Raw genomic sequence first — 17907 nt, 5'->3', positions numbered from 1 at the left:
ATTTCAACTAAATACTATATGTAGATTCGCATTATCCATTTATAAACTATATGTGGATTTTTGGGTGTGATCATTCTCACATAGTTACCTTCTACCAGAAGGAGCTGCATCGGAAGGAGTGGATAAAGGTTTTCAAAGTGAACCGGGAAGAGTATAATTCCTATTTATGCTGCACTAGGTAAGTGCGGTTTTCATATACTATGATTCTCTTGGACTTCTATGGTGGTAAACATATATGTACATGTTGTGACAGTTAACTTGAGAAATTTGACCCTCATATACAGGACAGATTCATTTTGAAATAGAGATGTAGAAATACAGCTAAGATTTGAGGGGTGGATCATGGGAACGGCAGGGATTACTAGAGGCTTCTATGAAAATGTACAGGAAGCAGCGTCCCACATCGTGGACGTGTTAAGCGGCATATTGAAGGTTAATACCATCTTCGTAGCCACCAATGATGGGATGACCAATGTCATTTTGGAAGCTTTCAATCGAAATGAGGAACTTGTTGTTAGTGGAAGTGAACTTCCATTTGATTCTTCCTACTGCAGTCTGGTACTGCGAAATACGAAAGAAAACCTGACCATAACGGATACTGCAGCACATCCGCTGACTTGCTCAATGGATGTAACCAAGGCGCTCGGTAACCGTTTTTTTGTGGGCATACCCATTATGCGGCGTTCGGGTGAAACCTTTGGGACGATTTGTTTAATGGACAAGCCGGACTATATCATCAGTGAGACAGATATGAAGACGTTGAACGCCATGGCTGTATTTCTTGGATATGTCGTTGACTTGGAAAATAATTTACTTGTGCAGAAACAGAAACTTAACGATACGGAGCAGCTGAAGCAACAGCTGCAGATGGAGAAGGAGCGTGCAGAATCGGAAGCGATGACGAAGGCGCAGATGATTGCGCTAATGAGTCATGAGATTCGCAACCCGCTCAATGGTATTCTTGGTTTAACCGATCTGATGCGTACACCGGATATGCCTGAAGAGCATGTGGAATATGTGGACATGATCGAGACCAGTGGCAACATCCTCCTGTCTTTGCTGAATAATATAATGAACTTTAATATTAATGAAACAGGTAGAACGGTAGTTCATGATGATCCCTTTGATCTGGTTTCTACTATTGAGAGCACCGTGTATCTGCATGCCGGGCTGGCGATGGAGAAAGGAATCGAGCTGGGTCTGAACCTTGAAATGAACATCTCTCAGGTGTTCGTGGGAGATGAGGTCAAAATCGGTCAGCTGCTCGCAAATGTGCTGAAATATGCCATTGATTCCACGCGTACAGGTTCTGTGCTCGTTACGGCAGTCGTAGATGGTCAGAATGTGGATGAGGCGGGTACGTTGCTGCTTCATATCAAATATACAGGTCGGATGCTGACATCGGACAAAAAACTGCAGGCGTTTAATACACTGGACGGAAATGTCAGCATTCAAAAGCTTGTGGGTACCAACCTCAGTTTGGCCGTCAGCCAAAATCTCGCCATTCTCATGCATGGCTGTATTGAGGTGAGCAGCCTGGGTGAAGAGGAGACGGAATTTCAGATCAGGCTGCCCCTGATGAAGCACTGGGAACTTCCGCAGCTTACAGGCATTCAAGAGCGATTGAAAGGTAAAACGGTACTGCTGGTCAAAGCTCCTGATATTCTGCAGGGGGTATCTTCCCTCATGGGCAGGTGGCAGATGGATGTGAGCATGACATCAGACACGAGCCAGGCAAAACAATGGATGGAAGATGGATTTGAGCCTGAAATTGCGGTTATTGACATGGGGTTAGAGCCAGACAAGGCCATGAAGTTTATTCATGAATTAAAGGGAATGGCAAAACAACTGCCCATTATCATCCTGATCCCCTACGGAATGCATATGGATCCTCAGGAGGCGGGGAACGTTGATGCTGTTTTAACCAGGCCGGTTAGACAGTTGGACTTGCTGAACGCACTGAGCGCGACATTGCACCGGGCATAATAAAATATAAGCAGCGTACCTAATCAGGTACGCTTTTTTATTGTATACGGAAAGAGCGCGCCTCAAATCCGATCTGTTTATTTATCCGTTTTCTTTTGTTAAATCCCTTTTCATCCACGCTGGTTACGTTACAATAGAAAAGTAAGAACCATACTAATTAATCTAGAGGAGGATGTGCATTCAATGGAATACCGCAGATTGGGTGGAAGCGGACTGAAAGTAAGCGAGATCAGCTTGGGCAGCTGGCTGACGTACGGAGGATATGTGGAGCGTGAAAATGCGGTGAAGTCGATTGAAACCGCATTCGATGAAGGTATCAACTTTTTTGATACAGCAAACGTATACGAGCGCGGCGCGGCGGAAGAGCTGCTTGGGCAGACTTTGAAGGCATATTCCCGTGATTCCTATGTTCTTGCAACCAAAGTGTTCGGCAAAATGGGCGACGGTCCGAATGACCAGGGCTTATCCCGCAAACATATTAAGGAGCAATGTGATGCCAGTTTGAAACGCTTAGGCGCGGAATATGTGGACATCTACTATTGCCATCGTTATCATACGGAAACACCGATCGAAGAAACGCTGCGGGCACTGGATGACCTGGTTCGGCAGGGAAAAGTGCTGTACGTAGGCGTAAGCCAATGGACTGCTGCTCAGATGGAGGCAGCGCTCGGTACTGCTGACCGTCTGCTGCTCGATCATATCGTGGTCAATCAGCCGGTCTATAACATGTTCGACCGTTATATTGAGAAGGAGATTATTCCACTTGGTGAGCGCAAGGGTATCGGACAAGTGGTCTATTCTCCACTTGCACAAGGCTTGTTAACCGGCAAGTACACTTCAGCTTCAGATCTTCCGGAGAACTCCCGTGCGGCGAAGCTCGGCTGGGATGAAGGCAAGATCAATGCAGACAAAATCGGAAAAGTGCGTCAGCTGATTGAAGTAGCGGACAAGCTGGATCTGAAGGTTGGGCAGCTGGCACTTGCATGGATTTTGCGTCAAAACAATGTGTCCAGTGCACTTGTAGGGGCAAGCCGTCCGGAGCAGGTGAAGGAGAATGCTGCTGCTTCAGGTGTGAAACTGGATTCAGCCATTATTGAAGAGATCGAGCAGATCTTGTCTTAGTGGTTAGAAGCCTTTCAAGGCGTAATTATGCAAACTAAATCGTAAAAAAGGATGCCCGCAGCCGTTATTAGGCTTAACTGCGGGACATCCTTTTTGGGTTTTAAGCTAGAACAAACGATTGCCAATAAGCACCTTGGATCGCTTCGGAATGGCGCAGACCCGATTTCTCCCGGTATTTTTCGCTTCATATAATGCACGGTCTGCCTGCTCGAAGAAGTCAGCGTCATCCTGCTCGTCGCAATGATCCGGAAAGACGGCTACACCGATCGAAATGGTCAGGCGAATGGTTGTGCCGTCCGGCAGAGCGAAGAGATACTTTTCAACAGACTGGCGAATGGATTCCGCAATGGCCAGGGCTTGATGATTACCGCAGTCCAGCAGCAGGATTGCAAATTCCTCGCCTCCGTTTCGTGAGACCATGTCAGCTGATCGCGAATGTTCGATGAGTAATTGCCCCAGCTGTTTCAGAACCGCGTCTCCAGCACTGTGACCGTACGTATCATTCACTTTTTTGAAACGGTCGATGTCAATGACGAGCAGGGAAAGCTTCTGTCTGTTTTCCCGGGCACGCTCCAGCTGCAGTTCCAGAGATTTCTCAAACTGACGGCGATTGCTGAGATTGGTGAGGTGGTCTGTGGATGCTCTGCGTTCCAGAAGGAATAACATCTCATTCGATTTATTAATAAATTCGGCGATAAAATAAATAAAGATCCCACCGACAAAAGATATCGTCATTTGTAAAGGATATACTTTCATTAATGAATTCATGCTGTTGGAGTTTAAGAACAGAATTACGAATATTAGTGTAATCCCCAGCAGGTTCATCGTTATGATTTTGGTTAACCTCGACCAGGAAGCATAGGCAAAATATACACCGGATAAACCGATTAGTGTCATGACGAAACCGGCATCAATTGCTGGAGACGATAGACCAAATATGGCAATGCGCAGGATGGAGATGACAAGTCCAGAGATGACTGATGCCAGACCTCCTAGATATACTGCGGCTGTAACAATCGCAAGATGGCGAAGATCCACAATGGTGTCTTCATTGAGAGGGAAGGAATAGTTCATCAGCACAGTACCATAGATACCAAACAGGAAGCCGCCGATCACCTGCACACGTAATGAGGGGAACGGGATACGAATATTATAGTATTTGGCAATAATTCCGGATATGTACATGAATGTGATCATGACACAAATATTTATAAAGAACGTGCTTAACAATGAACAGCCCTCCTTTGACGCACATTACTATATTTTATCTGAAAAAGAGCACAGTAGCGAACCATATTATAGCAAATGTGCAATTCGATTGCTGGAAATGGTCTATTATTAATATAAGTTTTCTGGTAATGAACTCGTATTGACTTCATTATACATTAAGATTTATACTTAATCTAAATCAAAATTTGTTTTAATGTTTCTGGGAATCATAGCGATCGATGGATTGCTGTGTCATTGTATATATTCTGGAATGGATTAATAAAGGAGAATTGCCGTGAAAACTCTAAATCTGACGATACAAAGACAGGCCGTATATGATGTAGTACGCCACTCGGAAGACCATCCGACTGCTGCAGACGTGATGAACCGTCTGGTCGAACAAGGCTATAATCTGGCCTATGGCACCGTATATAATTCGCTGCGTTATTTAACAGACAAGGAATTGATCCGGGAGCTTAAGCTGGGTGAGACCGCCAGCCGATATGACGCCCGCATGGATGACCACCAGCATATTATGTGTGAAGTCTGTGGCAAAGTGGATGAGGTTATGACAGAGGTCCCTTCGGCATGGATGCAGCAGGTGGCCGAGGAAACCGGATATGCAATTGATCATGCTCATGTGGTCTTTGGAGGTGTCTGCGGGGAATGCAAAAACAAACGGATCAAGTAAAAATCAGGATGTCTGATCGTCGTTTGCCGCTGCGGGTTAAGCCGGCTCTTGCTGATCCGGCCCCCTTTGTGGAAGCTTGTCCTGTTACACGGCGTGTCATTCTGATCAGTCCGATGCCAGGCCAGGTTCATGAACTGGTCAAAGCATTGACGGACAGCTGCTTCGATGTATTGGTGTTTCATCGCTGGGAACCGGATCTTCATGAACGGCTGGTATTTGATCTGTTGATCTATGATCTGTCTGTGGCTGGAACGATTGATGCGTTCGCTGGCATCAGCAGCCGTTTGAACCGGGAGGCAGAGCATATGGCACCTTGCCTATATCTGGTGGGCGAGAATATGATAGGGAGCGCAAGCGGACCCATGCTTCAGGAAGAGCTGCTGGTGTGGCCAGCCCGTCCGCAGGAAGCACTGTACCGGGTACAGCGCATGATTGGCAATAGTCCGGTTACCCCCAAGCGCGGCTTCTTGCCCGAGGAAGGACAACGGATCAGCTTCAAAGACTTGTGGCTGGACCGGGAGCGGATGAGTGTTCAGCGGGACAATGAGCGGATTCACCTGACGAAGACGGAATACGATCTGCTGCTGAAGCTGATTGATGCCAAAGGAGCTGTCATTTCCCGGGAGGAGATGCTCAGCGATATTTGGGAGACTGATTTTACGGGTGGAAGCAATGTAGTCGATGTTCATATCAAAAGCTTGCGCAAAAAGCTTGGAGATAACGCAGCTTCCCCGCAATATATTGTTACAGTAAGAGGAGTGGGCTACCGCCTGGCGGATTAGTCCGCTTTTTTTTATTTCCAGTTATTTATGGCATATGTATATGTTCATCCTTCATTCATGAAACGATCAGGAAACTCATGATAACCTCATGCGAAGCTCATGCAGAGGCTCTATGGGACATGTTAGAATCATTTTAACAGTTAGATCAAGTCTAAATGTATATTTATAGTAATGACGAATATGATTTAAATAATAGATACAGCAGGCATGAGGCCAACATGAGGAGGATTCTGATATGACAGAACGTATGACAACCAATCAGGGAGCACCCGTGGGTGACAACCAAAACTCCCGCACAGCAGGCAGAAGAGGACCAACTTTGCTTGAAGATTATCATTTGATCGAGAAGATTGCCCATTTTGACCGTGAACGTATTCCGGAGCGGGTAGTACATGCCAGAGGTGCGGGTGCTCATGGGGTATTTACCCTGGAGAACAGCATGAAAGAGTTCACCAAAGCAGATTTCCTGCAGGAGCCTGGAACGGAAACGCCTGTACTGGTCCGTTTTTCCACGGTAATTCACGGGACGGGTTCGCCAGAGACTGCGCGTGATCCGCGCGGGTTTGCAGTCAAGCTATACACGCGGGAAGGCAACTATGATATTGTCGGTAACCATCTGCCTGTATTCTTCATCCGTGACGCGATGAAATTCCCGGATATGGTACATTCCCTGAAGCCTGCGCCAGATACGAATATTCAAGACCCTGCACGGTACTGGGATTTCATGACCCTTTCACCCGAGTCCACACATATGATGACGTGGTTGTTCTCTGATCTGGGTACGCCTGCGAGTTACCGTGAGATGGATGGATTCGGCGTGCACGCGTTCAAATGGATTAATGCGCAAGGCGAGATCCACTACGTGAAGTATAAGTGGGAGTCTGCGCAGGGTGTGCGCGGCTTCTCTCGTCAGGAAGCGTCTGAAGTGCAAGGACAGGACTTCAACCACGCTACCCGGGATCTGTATGACCATATCAAAAACGGCCAGTATCCGCAGTGGAAGCTGCAGGTACAGCTTCTGAAGCCTGAGCAGATGGATGATTTCTCATTTGATCCGCTTGATCCAACCAAAACCTGGCCGGAAGATATCATTCCGTTTCAAACGGTAGGAACCATGACACTGAATCGCAATCCGCAAAACTTCTTCGCCGAAGTAGAACAGGCCGCTTTCTCCCCAAGTGCATTGGTGCCTGGGATTGAGCCATCTGAGGATAAACTGCTGCAAGGTCGCCTGTTCTCCTATCCGGATACCCAGCGTCACCGGCTTGGACCAAACTATCTGCAGATTCCGGTGAACTGCCCGTATGCACCGGTTCGCAACCATCAGCGCGATGGACTCATGAATGTGAATCAGGATCCGTCCCCTGTAAACTATGAGCCGAACAGCTCCTCCAGCAGTCCGCAGGAAGATCCGTCATACCGGGACAGTCAGATGCCGCTGCACGGTCATGTTACACGGGAGAAAATTGAGAAAACGGATGATTACACGCAGGCAGGTGAACTGTTCCGTTCCTTCACGGCCGAAGAACAGAATAATCTGATTGATAATTTGATTAATGACCTCAAAGGTGTTCCGGCCCAGACGCAGATGCGTGCATTATGTCACTTCTTCCAGGCTGACGGACAGTTTGGTGGCCGACTGGCTCGTGGACTGGGTGTAGATATCTCGGCATACATGCCATCCGGCAGACCGTAAATAAGAGACATTATTAATATATTTTCATAGCATGTAGGAAATAAAATTAATATGATGAGGCTGGGCATGACTGCATGATATGCAGGATTGTCCAGTCTTTTTGCTGTCTTTGCGGCCGAGCTGGCTTCTCATATATGATCCCAGTGATATTCTGAAATGGAAAACAAATTTACAAATCATTTACAATAAATAGCTGACATAGAGGTTGACTTCTCGTTTGATGGCACTACAATGGGTAGTGTGAGGGGTGTCTGAACATGAAAATACACAATTTTAAAGTGGGTGAGCGTGGGCTGAATCGTTTTTTTGGCCCGCTGGAAGCGAAGATTATGGATATCTTATGGGCGCGTCCAGGCAGCAGCATCCGCGAGGTGCAAACAGCACTTGAACAAGATAAAGATGTTAATTTCAATACCGTCATGACGGTTATGAACCGGCTCGTGGACAAGGGGCTGCTTCGCAAAACACAGAAGGGCCGGACGTCACTGTATCACCCTGTACAGAGCAAGGAGGAGTTTATGAACGACCAATCGAAGGAGCTGTCGCATGAACTGGTAGACGAATTCGGTGCACTTGCAGTGAGTCACATGCTGGATGCACTGGATGAAGCCGATGCAGGGTTGATTGAACGTCTGGAGCAGAAAATTAAACAATGGAAAAAGGATAGCGACTGATATGTGGAAGGCCCGCTCGAAACTGTTGTTTACTGCCGGGTTTGGCATTCCGCTACTCGTGTTCATTCAAATGTTTATGTACGCCATGTACAAACTGTTTGGCTGGGATATTCCCTTTAATCTGCTCTGGCTGTGCAATCACTGGATGAGCCGGATGGGCTGGTTGTCGGTAGGCCACTTTTTGATGCTGCTTGTCGTGCTAACCTTTGGAGGAACAGGCTGGCTGTTCATGCATCGAATGATAAAGACGCGAGCAGCCGTACGCAAGCTCCATGCGATCGAGAACCAAGCGATGTCCAGAGCTCTTGAGGTCAAATATCGTCATCTTAAACAACCGGGGTTTATCGTTGTGGACAAGCAGTCACCGATTGCTTTTACGATTGGTTTATGGAGGCCATACATTGTTCTCTCAACGGGGTTGCTCGGTATGCTCGATGCTGAAGAAGAAGCAGCTGTTGTCTATCATGAAGTCCATCATCTATGGCACCGTGATCCGTTGAAGACAACGCTGCTGTCGGTGTTTGCCATGATGATGCCGTATATTCCTGTTTTGAAGCATACTTCAAAGCAATATCATATCGTCCGCGAAATCTTAGCCGATAATGAAGCGATTGAACGTACGGGAAATGCAGCGGGAATTGGCAGTGCCTTGCTCAAACTGATCCGCGCTTGTCCTGAACCATGGCGGGTACGGGAGATGGCTGTGCAATCCTCGTTTGCCGATACGTCGGTGAATGTGCGCATCTCTCGTTTGCTAGATCCGGAACAAGATGTTGAGCTGGCTCTCCCGTGGTTCGCCATATTAATGTCGGCGACAGTGTTTCTGTTGATGTCTGTTTTGTTTGTTTGGTCGATCGGATAATTTGAATGTGGCACATTTTAATGCCAAGGAGGAAGATGTACATGAATAGTAGGAGTGTAGAGATTGGCTTGTTCTTCTTAAGAATCATGATCGGTCTTATCTTTGTATTGCATGGGTGGAGCAAGTTTGAAGGTGGAATCAGTGGTGCGGTAGGCCTTTTTGAGAGCATGGGCATCCCTGGATTTCTCGCATCCGTTGTAGCCATTATTGAGCTGGCCGGCGGGGCCGCGATGATTCTGGGACTGGGAACACGTGTGTTTGCTGCATTGTTTATTATCTTGATGGCAGGGGTTCTGTTTACGGCCAAAGTAGATCAGCCATTTATTGGTGGTACTGAATTTGATTACCTGACGCTGGCAGGTTCCCTGACCTTGCTATTTACAGGCAGCCGCTTCCTGGCGGTGGATCAATATATAGCCAGACAAGGTAAGGTTCGGAATGCAAGCTCATAAGACCCGCCGTTTGTAAGCATGTATTTCATTAAAAGCAGGCTTGGCCTGCAGCGAAGCCTTTTCCTACTAGATTGGTTTGCGGGTAATTATACTTGTGAACTGCTCTGGCAGGAGAAGGTTTTTTTGGTTTGGACGCCAAGCCTAAACTTTTGGTACAATGAGAATAAGTATGCTACTGAAAAAAAATAAGAACATCAAGGAGGATGTGCTTTATGATTAATGTCATTCCATCCGAAGCCCGTGCCAGCTTCGACCGAGGCTGGCTGCGCGGCAGTCACAGCTTTTCCTTTGGAGAATATCAGGACCCGGAGAACACAGCTTTTGGACCGATGAGGGTAGCAAATGATGATGTGATAGCACCTGGACGTGGTTTTGGTGCACATCCGCATAGTGACATGGAGATTGTGTCCATCGTGCTGAATGGCAAGCTTCGCCATGAAGACAATCTTGGCAATGTAGCTGTAACCTCGTTTGGGGGAATTCAGCGAATGTCGGCGGGCAGCGGCATGATTCACACCGAGCACAATGCGTCCGATACGGAAGAGGTACGTTTGCTCCAGCTTTGGTTCATGCCTACGACGAAGGGACTGCAGCCTTCATATGAGACGACATCATTTGATCCTGCTGCACTAACGGGAGCGCTCTTGCCTGTAGTATCTCCTGAAGGCGGACCGCGGGTTGCATCCATTCATCAGGATATGACCATATATCTAAGCCGTTTGACTAAAGGTGAGGCACTAACATATAAGCAGGGTGAGGGACGCCGCCAGTATATTTTTGTGATTGAGGGTAAACTCGGACTGAATGGTGAGCACGATTTGGCGGCAGGCGATACAGCAAGGGTAGAACAGACTCAGGTCATGGAATTGCAGGCAAGTGAGGATGCGTTCTTCATGCTCATTGATTTGCCTTAACTTGAGTGGAACGCAGCATTAATAGACATGAGCAATAAGGGAGGATAAACGTCTATGGCACAGCAGGAATGGTTTATGGTTAAACATGGGGTAACCGGGCGAGGTCTGGCAAATAGCAAAACAGATTCCCTGTCCTATCGGTTCCAAAAAGAGGGCGAAGGCTTCGTATTCACCGTTACAGGTTTGGATGATCCAACCGTGGAACAGATCATTGATCTCAGGCAGGAGCTGAACGTCTTTCGTTTCGTACAGCGCAAGGATCAGCCTCTCGTGAAGCACTGGTACTATGTTCAAGGAGACCGGGTTGCATACGATAAGGATCGTGGTACCCTTACAATTTTTGCGAATTCCGAGATTCGATATGTGCCTGAAGATTACTTCGCTGATTAATGTTCATACTTAGATGGGTCTTCCATACCGGAAGGCCTATTTCTTTTTGTCTATTTCAATATGCATGTGACGTCTTTCAGGTTGTTTTAGGAAATCCCAGAAATTGCGAAGCCAAACAAGGTTGACATCTGGAAATTAATATAGATATAATTCATATCAATTGATAATGAATATCAATATCATAAGCTAGAGAATAGAGTCATTACGTTGTCTTAAGGCTATCGGTGAGGGGTTTAGTAGAGAGATGAAGTTAGGTTATATGTTGGTCGTACTGGCTGTTCTGTCTATCGTTTACATATTTATCGGCAATTCGGACATTTCGCCCCTGGATATATTCCACTTGACCCCAGTACAGCTGCAGGTACTGCAAGTCAGCCGGTTTCCACGCCTGATCAGCATTCTGGTCGCGGGTATCAGTATGAGCGTTATCGGTCTGATTATGCAGCAGCTGACACGCAACCGGTTTGTTTCGCCTACAACAGCAGGTACCATGGATTCCGCAAGGCTTGGGATTCTGGTGACCCTGATGTGGTTCCCTGGAGCGTCCTCTTTGCAAAAAATGCTGGTCGCCTTCGCCTTTGCCCTGACAGGTACGCTGATCTTTATGCGAATTCTCGAGAAGGTCAAATTCAAGGACACGATCTACATCGCTCTTCTGGGCTTGATGTTCGGTAACATCGTTAGTTCGGTGACGACCTTCTTTGCCTACAAAAACGATTTGATCCAAAACATCTCCTCTTGGCTGCAGGGTGACTTCTCCACCATCATGAAGGGCCGATATGAATTGATCTATATCAGTATTCCACTGCTGATTATCGTCTATCTCTTCGCCAACCGTTTCACACTGGCAGGGATGGGAGAAGACTTCGCTACCAACCTGGGCCTGGCGTATCGGAGAGTGGTCAACCTCGGATTGATTCTGGTAGCCATGGTCTCGGCTGTGGTCATTATCACCGTAGGAACCATTCCGTTTTTGGGTCTGGTGGTGCCCAACATTGTCACGCTGTATAAGGGAGATAATTTGCGCGACACGCTGCCCCATACGGCCGTGCTTGGAGCGATATTCGTTCTGGTCTGTGACATTCTGGGTCAATTGATTATTTATCCGTATCAGCTGTCCATCAGTTTGACAGTGGGAGTCGTAGGCAGTGTGCTGTTTCTGTATTTACTGCTTCGAAGAAAGGCAAATGGGTCATGAGAATGAAATTTTCAGCGAATACTCTAAAGTTTGGCATCTTGATCGCAGCCGCGCTCATTCTGATTGGTGTGTTTCTGGTCATTCAGTCCGGGGGCAACTGGGATTATATCCTGCCGCGCCGGGGGAAGAAGATTCTGGCCATCGTGCTCACTGGAGCATGTATTGCATACTCAACAGCCATCTTCCAAACGATAACCAACAATCGTATCCTGACACCTGGCATCATGGGACTCGACTCCCTGTATATGTTGTTTCAGACGTTTGCGGTGTTTGTATTTGGAAGCAGTCACATCAGCTTTGTAAATAAAAATCTTAATTTTGCAGTGTCTGTCCTGCTGATGACCCTCTTTGCCCTGCTGCTGCATCAATTCATGTTCAGGCGGGAACGAGGGCGCAATATCTATCTGCTGCTGCTTGTGGGTCTGATTCTGGGAACGCTCTTTCAGAGCCTGTCCTCCTTCATGGAGGTCCTGATTGATCCCAATGAATTTCTCATCCTGCAAGGCAAAATGTTTGCCAGTTTTAACAATGTAAATACGGATCTGTTGATCATTTCGATGGCTTCCATCCTTCTGATCCTGCTGTATGCGCGGAAATTCACCAAGTATCTTGATGTTCTGGCACTTGGGAAGGATCATGTGGTGAACCTCGGTGTGGATTACCACTATATCGTCAAACGGCTGCTGCTCGTTGTCATGGTGCTGGTGTCCATCTCTACTGCACTTGTAGGTCCGATCATGTTCCTGGGATTGCTGGTGGTGAATCTGGCTCATCAGGTGTTCCGGACACACCGGCATAACGTGCTGATCTGGGGCTCGGTCATCATCGCCGTCGTTGCCTTGGTAGGCGGACAGCTGATTGTGGAACGGGTATTCACCTTCTCTACAACCGTAAGTGTCATTATCAACTTTGTAGGCGGTGTGTATTTCATCTATTTGCTGCTAAAGGAGAGTAAGTCGTGGTAGAAGTCAGAAATGTCTCAAAACAATACGGCGGCGTCCGGGTAGTGGATGACGTATCACTGAATATTTCCAAAGGGAAGATCACGTCCTTTATCGGACCAAACGGCGCCGGCAAGAGTACACTGTTATCCATGATTACCAGGCTCATTGGCAAAGACACCGGTCAGGTCCTGATTGAAGGCAAGGAAATTGAAGGCTGGAAGAGCAAGGAGTTATCCAAGAAAATATCTGTGCTCAAACAATCCAATCATATCAATATCAGGCTGACAGTGGAGGATCTGGTGGCGTTCGGGCGTTTCCCTTACTCACAAGGACGGCTTACGCCGGAAGACCGCCAGTGGGTACAGGAAGCCATTGATTATATGGATCTTGGTCCGTACCGAAAACGGTATTTGGACGAGCTCAGCGGTGGACAGCGGCAGCGGGCGTACATCGCCATGGTTATTGCGCAGAACACCGAATATATCCTGCTGGATGAACCGCTGAACAACCTGGACATGAAACATTCGGTGCAGATTATGAAAGTGCTGCGCAAAATGGTGGACGAGCTTGGCAAAACGATAGTCATTGTCATTCATGACATCAATTTTGCATCCTGCTACTCCGATTATATTGTTGCACTCAAGGAGGGCCGGGTCGTTCAGGAAGGTAAAACGGAGGACATCATTGATACGGAAGTATTACAGCAGGTATATGACATGCATATTCCGGTGCAGGTGATCGATGGACGTAAGATTTGTGTGTACTTTTCGTAAGAAAGTAAAACCAATATAGAGAGTGAGAGGTGTCTATTTATGAAAAAGGGTTGGTTGTTTACGCTGCTCGTTGTATTGTCTGTGGTGCTGGCAGCATGCGGAGGTAATAAAACAGCGGAGAATGCGGGTGCAAGCACAGGTACAGGTTCAGAGGCCAATGCGGGGGCAGCACAGTCCAATGAGGAGATGGTTATCAAACATCAACTTGGCGAAACCAAAGTGAAGAAAAATCCGCAAAACGTGGTTGTGTTTGATTATGGCGTACTGGACACCCTGGATCAGTTGGGCATAGAAGTTGCCGGTGTTCCTCAAGAAGGCGTTCCTCCATATTTGGAAAAGTATAAAGACGCCAAGTACACCAACGTGGGTAGTTTGAAAGAAGCCGACTTTGAGAAAGTAAATGCGATGAGTCCTGACCTGATTATTATCTCGGGACGTTTGTCTGATTCATATGAAGAGTTGAGCAAGATTGCACCGACCATTTATATGGCGGTAGACACCGAGGATTACATGAATTCCCTGACGGAAAACGTGAAGACACTTGGTGAGATTTTTGGCAAGGAAGCTGAAGCGGAGCAAGCGTTGACTACCATCGAAGCTTCTGCTAAAGCATTGAAAGACAAAGTAACGGCTGCAGGCAAAAACGCACTGATCGTGCTGACCAACGAAGGCAAACTGAGCGCATATGGTGCAGGCTCTCGATTTGGAGTCATTCATGACGTATTTGGTTTTAAACCAGCAGATGCCAATATTGAAGTGTCAACTCATGGACAGAGCGTTTCCTTTGAATATGTGATGGAGACGAATCCGGATTACCTGTTTGTGGTAGACCGCAGTGCAGTGGTTGCAGGTAGTGGGGAAGCAGCTCCAGCTAAACAGGTCATCGAGAATGATCTGGTTAAGAATACAACAGCGTACAAAGAAGGACACATTGTGTACCTTGACCCGAACTACTGGTACTTGTCCGGTGGCGGCCTGGAATCCATTCAGGAAATGATCAAGGAAGTGGACACAAGCGTCGAATAACTGAAGTATATAACAGCAACATATTGGAATTGGGAAGAAGGATCTCTGCGAATGCAGGGATCTTTTTTGTTTTCCTGAAGACGGAAGGATGACATGAATTTTTGTAAATCGTCCACATAATTCCCGTTCATTTGGCACAAGCTACCTTGTATAAAAAAAGAGCGGAGGGACGGACATGGCCGACAGGACAACAGGAAAAGAAGCTGCCTCAAACGCAGCCGAAAAAAAACATATTCCCTTGGGGCTGCCATCTCCGCCCATATTGAAGCAGCCCATCGGATTGACACATGAGAGCCATATGCTCGCCCTTAAAGACATTTTCTCGGACAGTTCGGATGTGGTATTCCGCAATGTCATGATATCCACTGAAGTTCAGGGACTTCTGGTGTATATCGAAGGGATTGTGAATTCGGCGGACATTCAGGACCATATGCTCCGTCCGCTCATTCGGGGGCTGATCGAGCAGCGTACCGATGAACCCGATGTACCGATTGATGATACACGCATTGCGCTGACACAGGTGAAAAAGGTGGACTCCTGGGCTGAAGCAGCCGATGGAGTTCTGGAATCCTCTGCCCTGCTGCTGATTAATGGAAGCCGGGAAGCCTGGCTTTTTAATGTCAAGGGCGGCATCCGTCGGGGAGTAGAGGAACCTCAAACGGAATCTGTTATTCGGGGTCCCCGTGAAGGCTTTACGGAGACTTTGCGTGTAAACACGGCGCTCATTCGATTCAAGTTGAAAACTTCCTCGCTCAAGATGCTGAGCATGACTATCGGGACAGAGACTAAAACCAATGTCGTGCTAACCTATCTGGATGACATTGCGGATCCCAAGTTGATCAAGGATGTCAAAAAACGCCTGAACAAGATCAAAATTGATGGCGTTCTGGAAACGGGATATATCGAGGAATTGATCGAGGACCATCCCTATTCCCCATTTCCACAGATGCATTATACCGAACGCCCGGATACGACGGTTGGTAATTTGCTGGAAGGCAGGTTTGCTATTCTGGTGGATGGCAGCCCGTTTGCCCTGATTGGACCGGTCACCATGTGGCAGATGCTGCAGGCAAGTGAGGATTATTATGAGCGGTTTTTTATCACGAATCTGGTGCGATGGATCCGGTTTCTGTTTGTGGCAATTGCCTTGTTTCTGCCAGCGCTTTATATCGCCATCACGACTTTTCATCAGGATATGCTTCCGACAACGCTGATCCTGAGCATTGCCGGAGCGAGGGAAGCCATTCCGTTTCCGGCACTGGTGGAAGCTCTTATTATGGAACTCTCATTTGAAGCCTTGCGCGAAGCGGGGGTCAGGTTACCGAAGACGGTGGGCCAGGCTGTCAGCATCCTGGGTGCACTCGTAATCGGGCAGGCCGCGGTTCAGGCCGGGATTGTATCGGCACCCATGGTTATCATTGTATCCATGACAGGTATTGCATCGTTTACCATCCCGCGCTTTAACTTTGCTATCACGGTTCGTTTGCTGCGGTTTCCGATCATGCTCCTCGCTGGAGCGCTCGGACTGTACGGCATTGTCATCGGACTGGTATTGATCTCGGTCCATTTGACGCAGATGACTTCCTTCGGGGTTCCTTATCTGTCGGGGCTGAGTCCATATCACAGAACGGATACCAAGGATATTGTAATTCGTACACCATGGTGGAGAATGATTAATCGTCCTTCCACAGTTCATCGGGATCAGAAGCGCATGAATGCCAAGATCAATGGTTCCCCAGAAGCTGAGGAGGGGTGGTAAGCTCATGCATCTCTTGCATAAGTATCGCACAGTGGTGCTGCTGTTCCTGTGTACCCTTCTGCTATCAGGCTGTTGGGATCGTGAGGAAATTAACGATATTGCCTTTGTAATCGGTATCGCCATTGACAAGGAAAAAAAGGATTACAGGACAAGTCTGCAAATTGCACTTCCTGGTCAATCGGGTGCCTCTGGAAGCGAGGGAGGCGGTGGAGGTACAAGTGGGGATAAATCGTGGTTCATGCTGTCCACCACAGCCAAAACGTTTCGCGGCACCTCGCTTGAAGGGCAAAAGGCTCTCTCTCGGAGGCTCTATTATGCACATCGTCGCACGTTGCTGATTGGAGAGGATTTGGCGAGGGAAGGCGTTGCTCCCATGCTGGACCTATTGACAAGGTACCCGCTAAATCGCCTTTCTGCTATGCCGGTGGTCACCAAGGGTGAAGCGTTTAAGGTTCTCGACGCAGATGCACCCATTGAGAAATTCCCTTCCGAAATGGTACGCGAATTGTGCTTCCTGAACATGCGTAATCCGCGCTCTCTCAAACTCTTTATCGATTCTATCCTTGCTGACGGGATCGATCCCTTTCTGCCCATTGCTTCGCTTGCGGAAAACGTACCGAAGGACTGGAAGGATGTCAAAACCAACATCAAGCTGGACGGTTTAGCTATTTTCAAAAAAGACAAGCTGGTGGGGATGATTGAAAAGGCACCTGCGGATGCTCTCATTTTGGCCATGGGTGAAGCTAATACGCCAGAAGTGCTCATTAAAGCACCTGAGGGGGAAGGAAGTCTCTTCCTTAAGCTGAATGAAAACAATTCTTCATTTCGTCCACATATCCGTAATGGCAAGGTGAGCGTAACCATTCAGTTGTACGCCAAGGGAGTCTTGGTAGATAACGAGTCCAATTACGGTGATCTCCGAGAACAGGAAATTCTGACGTTGAACGAAGCCGTCCACAAAAAAGTGAAAGAAGATATTGAGGAAGGCGTAAGGCTGCTTCAGCACAAGTATAATGCGGATATTCTGGGATTGGGCCGTTCCATACATCAGCAGATGCCGAGAGAATGGGACAAGCTTAAGGATCGTTGGTATGACATATATCCGAATATGGAGATCGTGGTAGAGCCCCATATCATTATTGAGAATGTCGGCATTACCAATAAACCGATTGGATTGACCGAGGAGGAAATTGTCCATGATTAAGCCATTGATGTTTACCTACCTGTCCATGGTCATTGCTGTCATTATCATGGACTTTAAGCACCTGAAGCAGGCAGCAGCGATTAATCGTTGGTTATCCTATGGAGTGATTGCTGTCAGCATCGGGATTTGGTTCTATGTCACCCACTTGAGCAAAACCTTCTTTATTACGGTTTGGCTTACCCATTGGATCCAACAGTACTTGCCGCTCCCATAGATCTTTGTTGC

General features: G+C 47.5%; 18 protein-coding genes. 17 read left to right on the top strand and 1 reads right to left on the bottom strand.

Annotation, left to right across the window (positions count from 1 at the left end; all coding sequences use genetic code 11):
* The first annotated feature begins 342 nt into the window (after window positions 1-342).
* A complete protein-coding gene (locus AC3RCI_RS27430) occupies window positions 343-1986 on the top strand; it encodes a GAF domain-containing sensor histidine kinase (RefSeq protein WP_492527069.1) in 1644 nt (547 codons plus the stop codon).
* A 183-nt stretch (window positions 1987-2169) separates the two neighbouring features.
* Window positions 2170-3108, top strand: a complete 939-nt coding sequence (locus AC3RCI_RS27425) for an aldo/keto reductase family protein (RefSeq protein WP_492527068.1) — start codon at window positions 2170-2172, stop codon at window positions 3106-3108.
* A 105-nt stretch (window positions 3109-3213) separates the two neighbouring features.
* On the opposite strand, the gene AC3RCI_RS27420 is transcribed toward AC3RCI_RS27425, so the two are convergent.
* The gene (locus AC3RCI_RS27420; RefSeq protein WP_336782256.1) at window positions 3214-4338 is read right to left on the bottom strand and encodes a GGDEF domain-containing protein; all 1125 of its coding nucleotides are present in this window, start codon (window positions 4336-4338) and stop codon (window positions 3214-3216) included.
* Between the two features lie 274 nt (window positions 4339-4612).
* On the opposite strand from AC3RCI_RS27420, the gene AC3RCI_RS27415 reads away from it, so the two are divergent.
* From AC3RCI_RS27415 to AC3RCI_RS27345, 15 genes are all read left to right on the top strand, one after another.
* Window positions 4613-5008 carry a Fur family transcriptional regulator gene (locus tag AC3RCI_RS27415; RefSeq protein WP_127537336.1) on the top strand — a complete coding sequence of 132 codons (396 nt, stop codon included), beginning with the start codon at window positions 4613-4615 and terminating at the stop codon, window positions 5006-5008.
* The gene (locus AC3RCI_RS27410) at window positions 4984-5790 is read left to right on the top strand and encodes a winged helix-turn-helix domain-containing protein (RefSeq protein ID WP_095291041.1); all 807 of its coding nucleotides are present in this window, start codon (window positions 4984-4986) and stop codon (window positions 5788-5790) included. The genes AC3RCI_RS27415 and AC3RCI_RS27410 overlap by 25 nt, the downstream gene beginning before the upstream one ends.
* Window positions 5791-6025: 235 nt before the next feature.
* Entirely contained in the window at window positions 6026-7486 is a 1461-nt protein-coding gene (locus AC3RCI_RS27405; RefSeq protein WP_492527067.1) for a catalase, read from the top strand.
* 257 nt (window positions 7487-7743) lie between these two features.
* The gene (locus AC3RCI_RS27400; protein WP_095291044.1) at window positions 7744-8160 is read left to right on the top strand and encodes a BlaI/MecI/CopY family transcriptional regulator; all 417 of its coding nucleotides are present in this window, start codon (window positions 7744-7746) and stop codon (window positions 8158-8160) included.
* Window position 8161: 1 nt separating this feature from the next.
* Window positions 8162-9022 carry a M56 family metallopeptidase gene (locus AC3RCI_RS27395; protein ID WP_492527066.1) on the top strand — a complete coding sequence of 287 codons (861 nt, stop codon included), beginning with the start codon at window positions 8162-8164 and terminating at the stop codon, window positions 9020-9022.
* Between the two features lie 41 nt (window positions 9023-9063).
* Window positions 9064-9474 carry a DoxX family protein gene (locus AC3RCI_RS27390; protein WP_492471300.1) on the top strand — a complete coding sequence of 137 codons (411 nt, stop codon included), beginning with the start codon at window positions 9064-9066 and terminating at the stop codon, window positions 9472-9474.
* A 212-nt stretch (window positions 9475-9686) separates the two neighbouring features.
* On the top strand, window positions 9687-10388 hold the full coding sequence (locus tag AC3RCI_RS27385) for a pirin family protein (RefSeq protein ID WP_492527065.1): 702 nt from the start codon (window positions 9687-9689) through the stop codon (window positions 10386-10388).
* Window positions 10389-10442: 54 nt separating this feature from the next.
* Window positions 10443-10778, top strand: coding sequence for a hypothetical protein (locus AC3RCI_RS27380; RefSeq protein ID WP_095291051.1), 336 nt, complete (start codon window positions 10443-10445; stop codon window positions 10776-10778).
* Between the two features lie 244 nt (window positions 10779-11022).
* Complete coding sequence (locus AC3RCI_RS27375) at window positions 11023-11976, top strand: ABC transporter permease (RefSeq protein WP_492527064.1); 954 nt, start codon at window positions 11023-11025, stop codon at window positions 11974-11976.
* Entirely contained in the window at window positions 11973-12941 is a 969-nt protein-coding gene (locus AC3RCI_RS27370) for an iron chelate uptake ABC transporter family permease subunit (protein ID WP_492527063.1), read from the top strand. Before AC3RCI_RS27375 ends, AC3RCI_RS27370 begins: the two co-directional genes overlap by 4 nt.
* Complete coding sequence (locus AC3RCI_RS27365) at window positions 12935-13693, top strand: iron ABC transporter ATP-binding protein (RefSeq protein ID WP_492471304.1); 759 nt, start codon at window positions 12935-12937, stop codon at window positions 13691-13693. The genes AC3RCI_RS27370 and AC3RCI_RS27365 overlap by 7 nt, the downstream gene beginning before the upstream one ends.
* Before the next feature lie 39 nt (window positions 13694-13732).
* Complete coding sequence (locus tag AC3RCI_RS27360) at window positions 13733-14719, top strand: siderophore ABC transporter substrate-binding protein (RefSeq protein WP_492471305.1); 987 nt, start codon at window positions 13733-13735, stop codon at window positions 14717-14719.
* A gap of 175 nt (window positions 14720-14894) precedes the next feature.
* The gene (locus tag AC3RCI_RS27355; RefSeq protein ID WP_336782250.1) at window positions 14895-16478 is read left to right on the top strand and encodes a spore germination protein; all 1584 of its coding nucleotides are present in this window, start codon (window positions 14895-14897) and stop codon (window positions 16476-16478) included.
* A gap of 4 nt (window positions 16479-16482) precedes the next feature.
* Window positions 16483-17682 (top strand): Ger(x)C family spore germination protein, encoded by a 1200-nt coding sequence (locus AC3RCI_RS27350; protein ID WP_336782248.1) that lies wholly within the window; start codon window positions 16483-16485, stop codon window positions 17680-17682.
* The gene (locus AC3RCI_RS27345; protein WP_492527062.1) at window positions 17675-17896 is read left to right on the top strand and encodes a hypothetical protein; all 222 of its coding nucleotides are present in this window, start codon (window positions 17675-17677) and stop codon (window positions 17894-17896) included. Before AC3RCI_RS27350 ends, AC3RCI_RS27345 begins: the two co-directional genes overlap by 8 nt.
* The last annotated feature ends 11 nt before the right edge of the window (window positions 17897-17907 follow it).

The sequence above is a fragment of the Paenibacillus sp. MT124 genome (genome assembly GCF_058792755.1).
The sequence above is the reverse complement of the archived record's forward strand: the minus strand, read 5'-3'. Positions and strand labels throughout refer to the sequence as shown.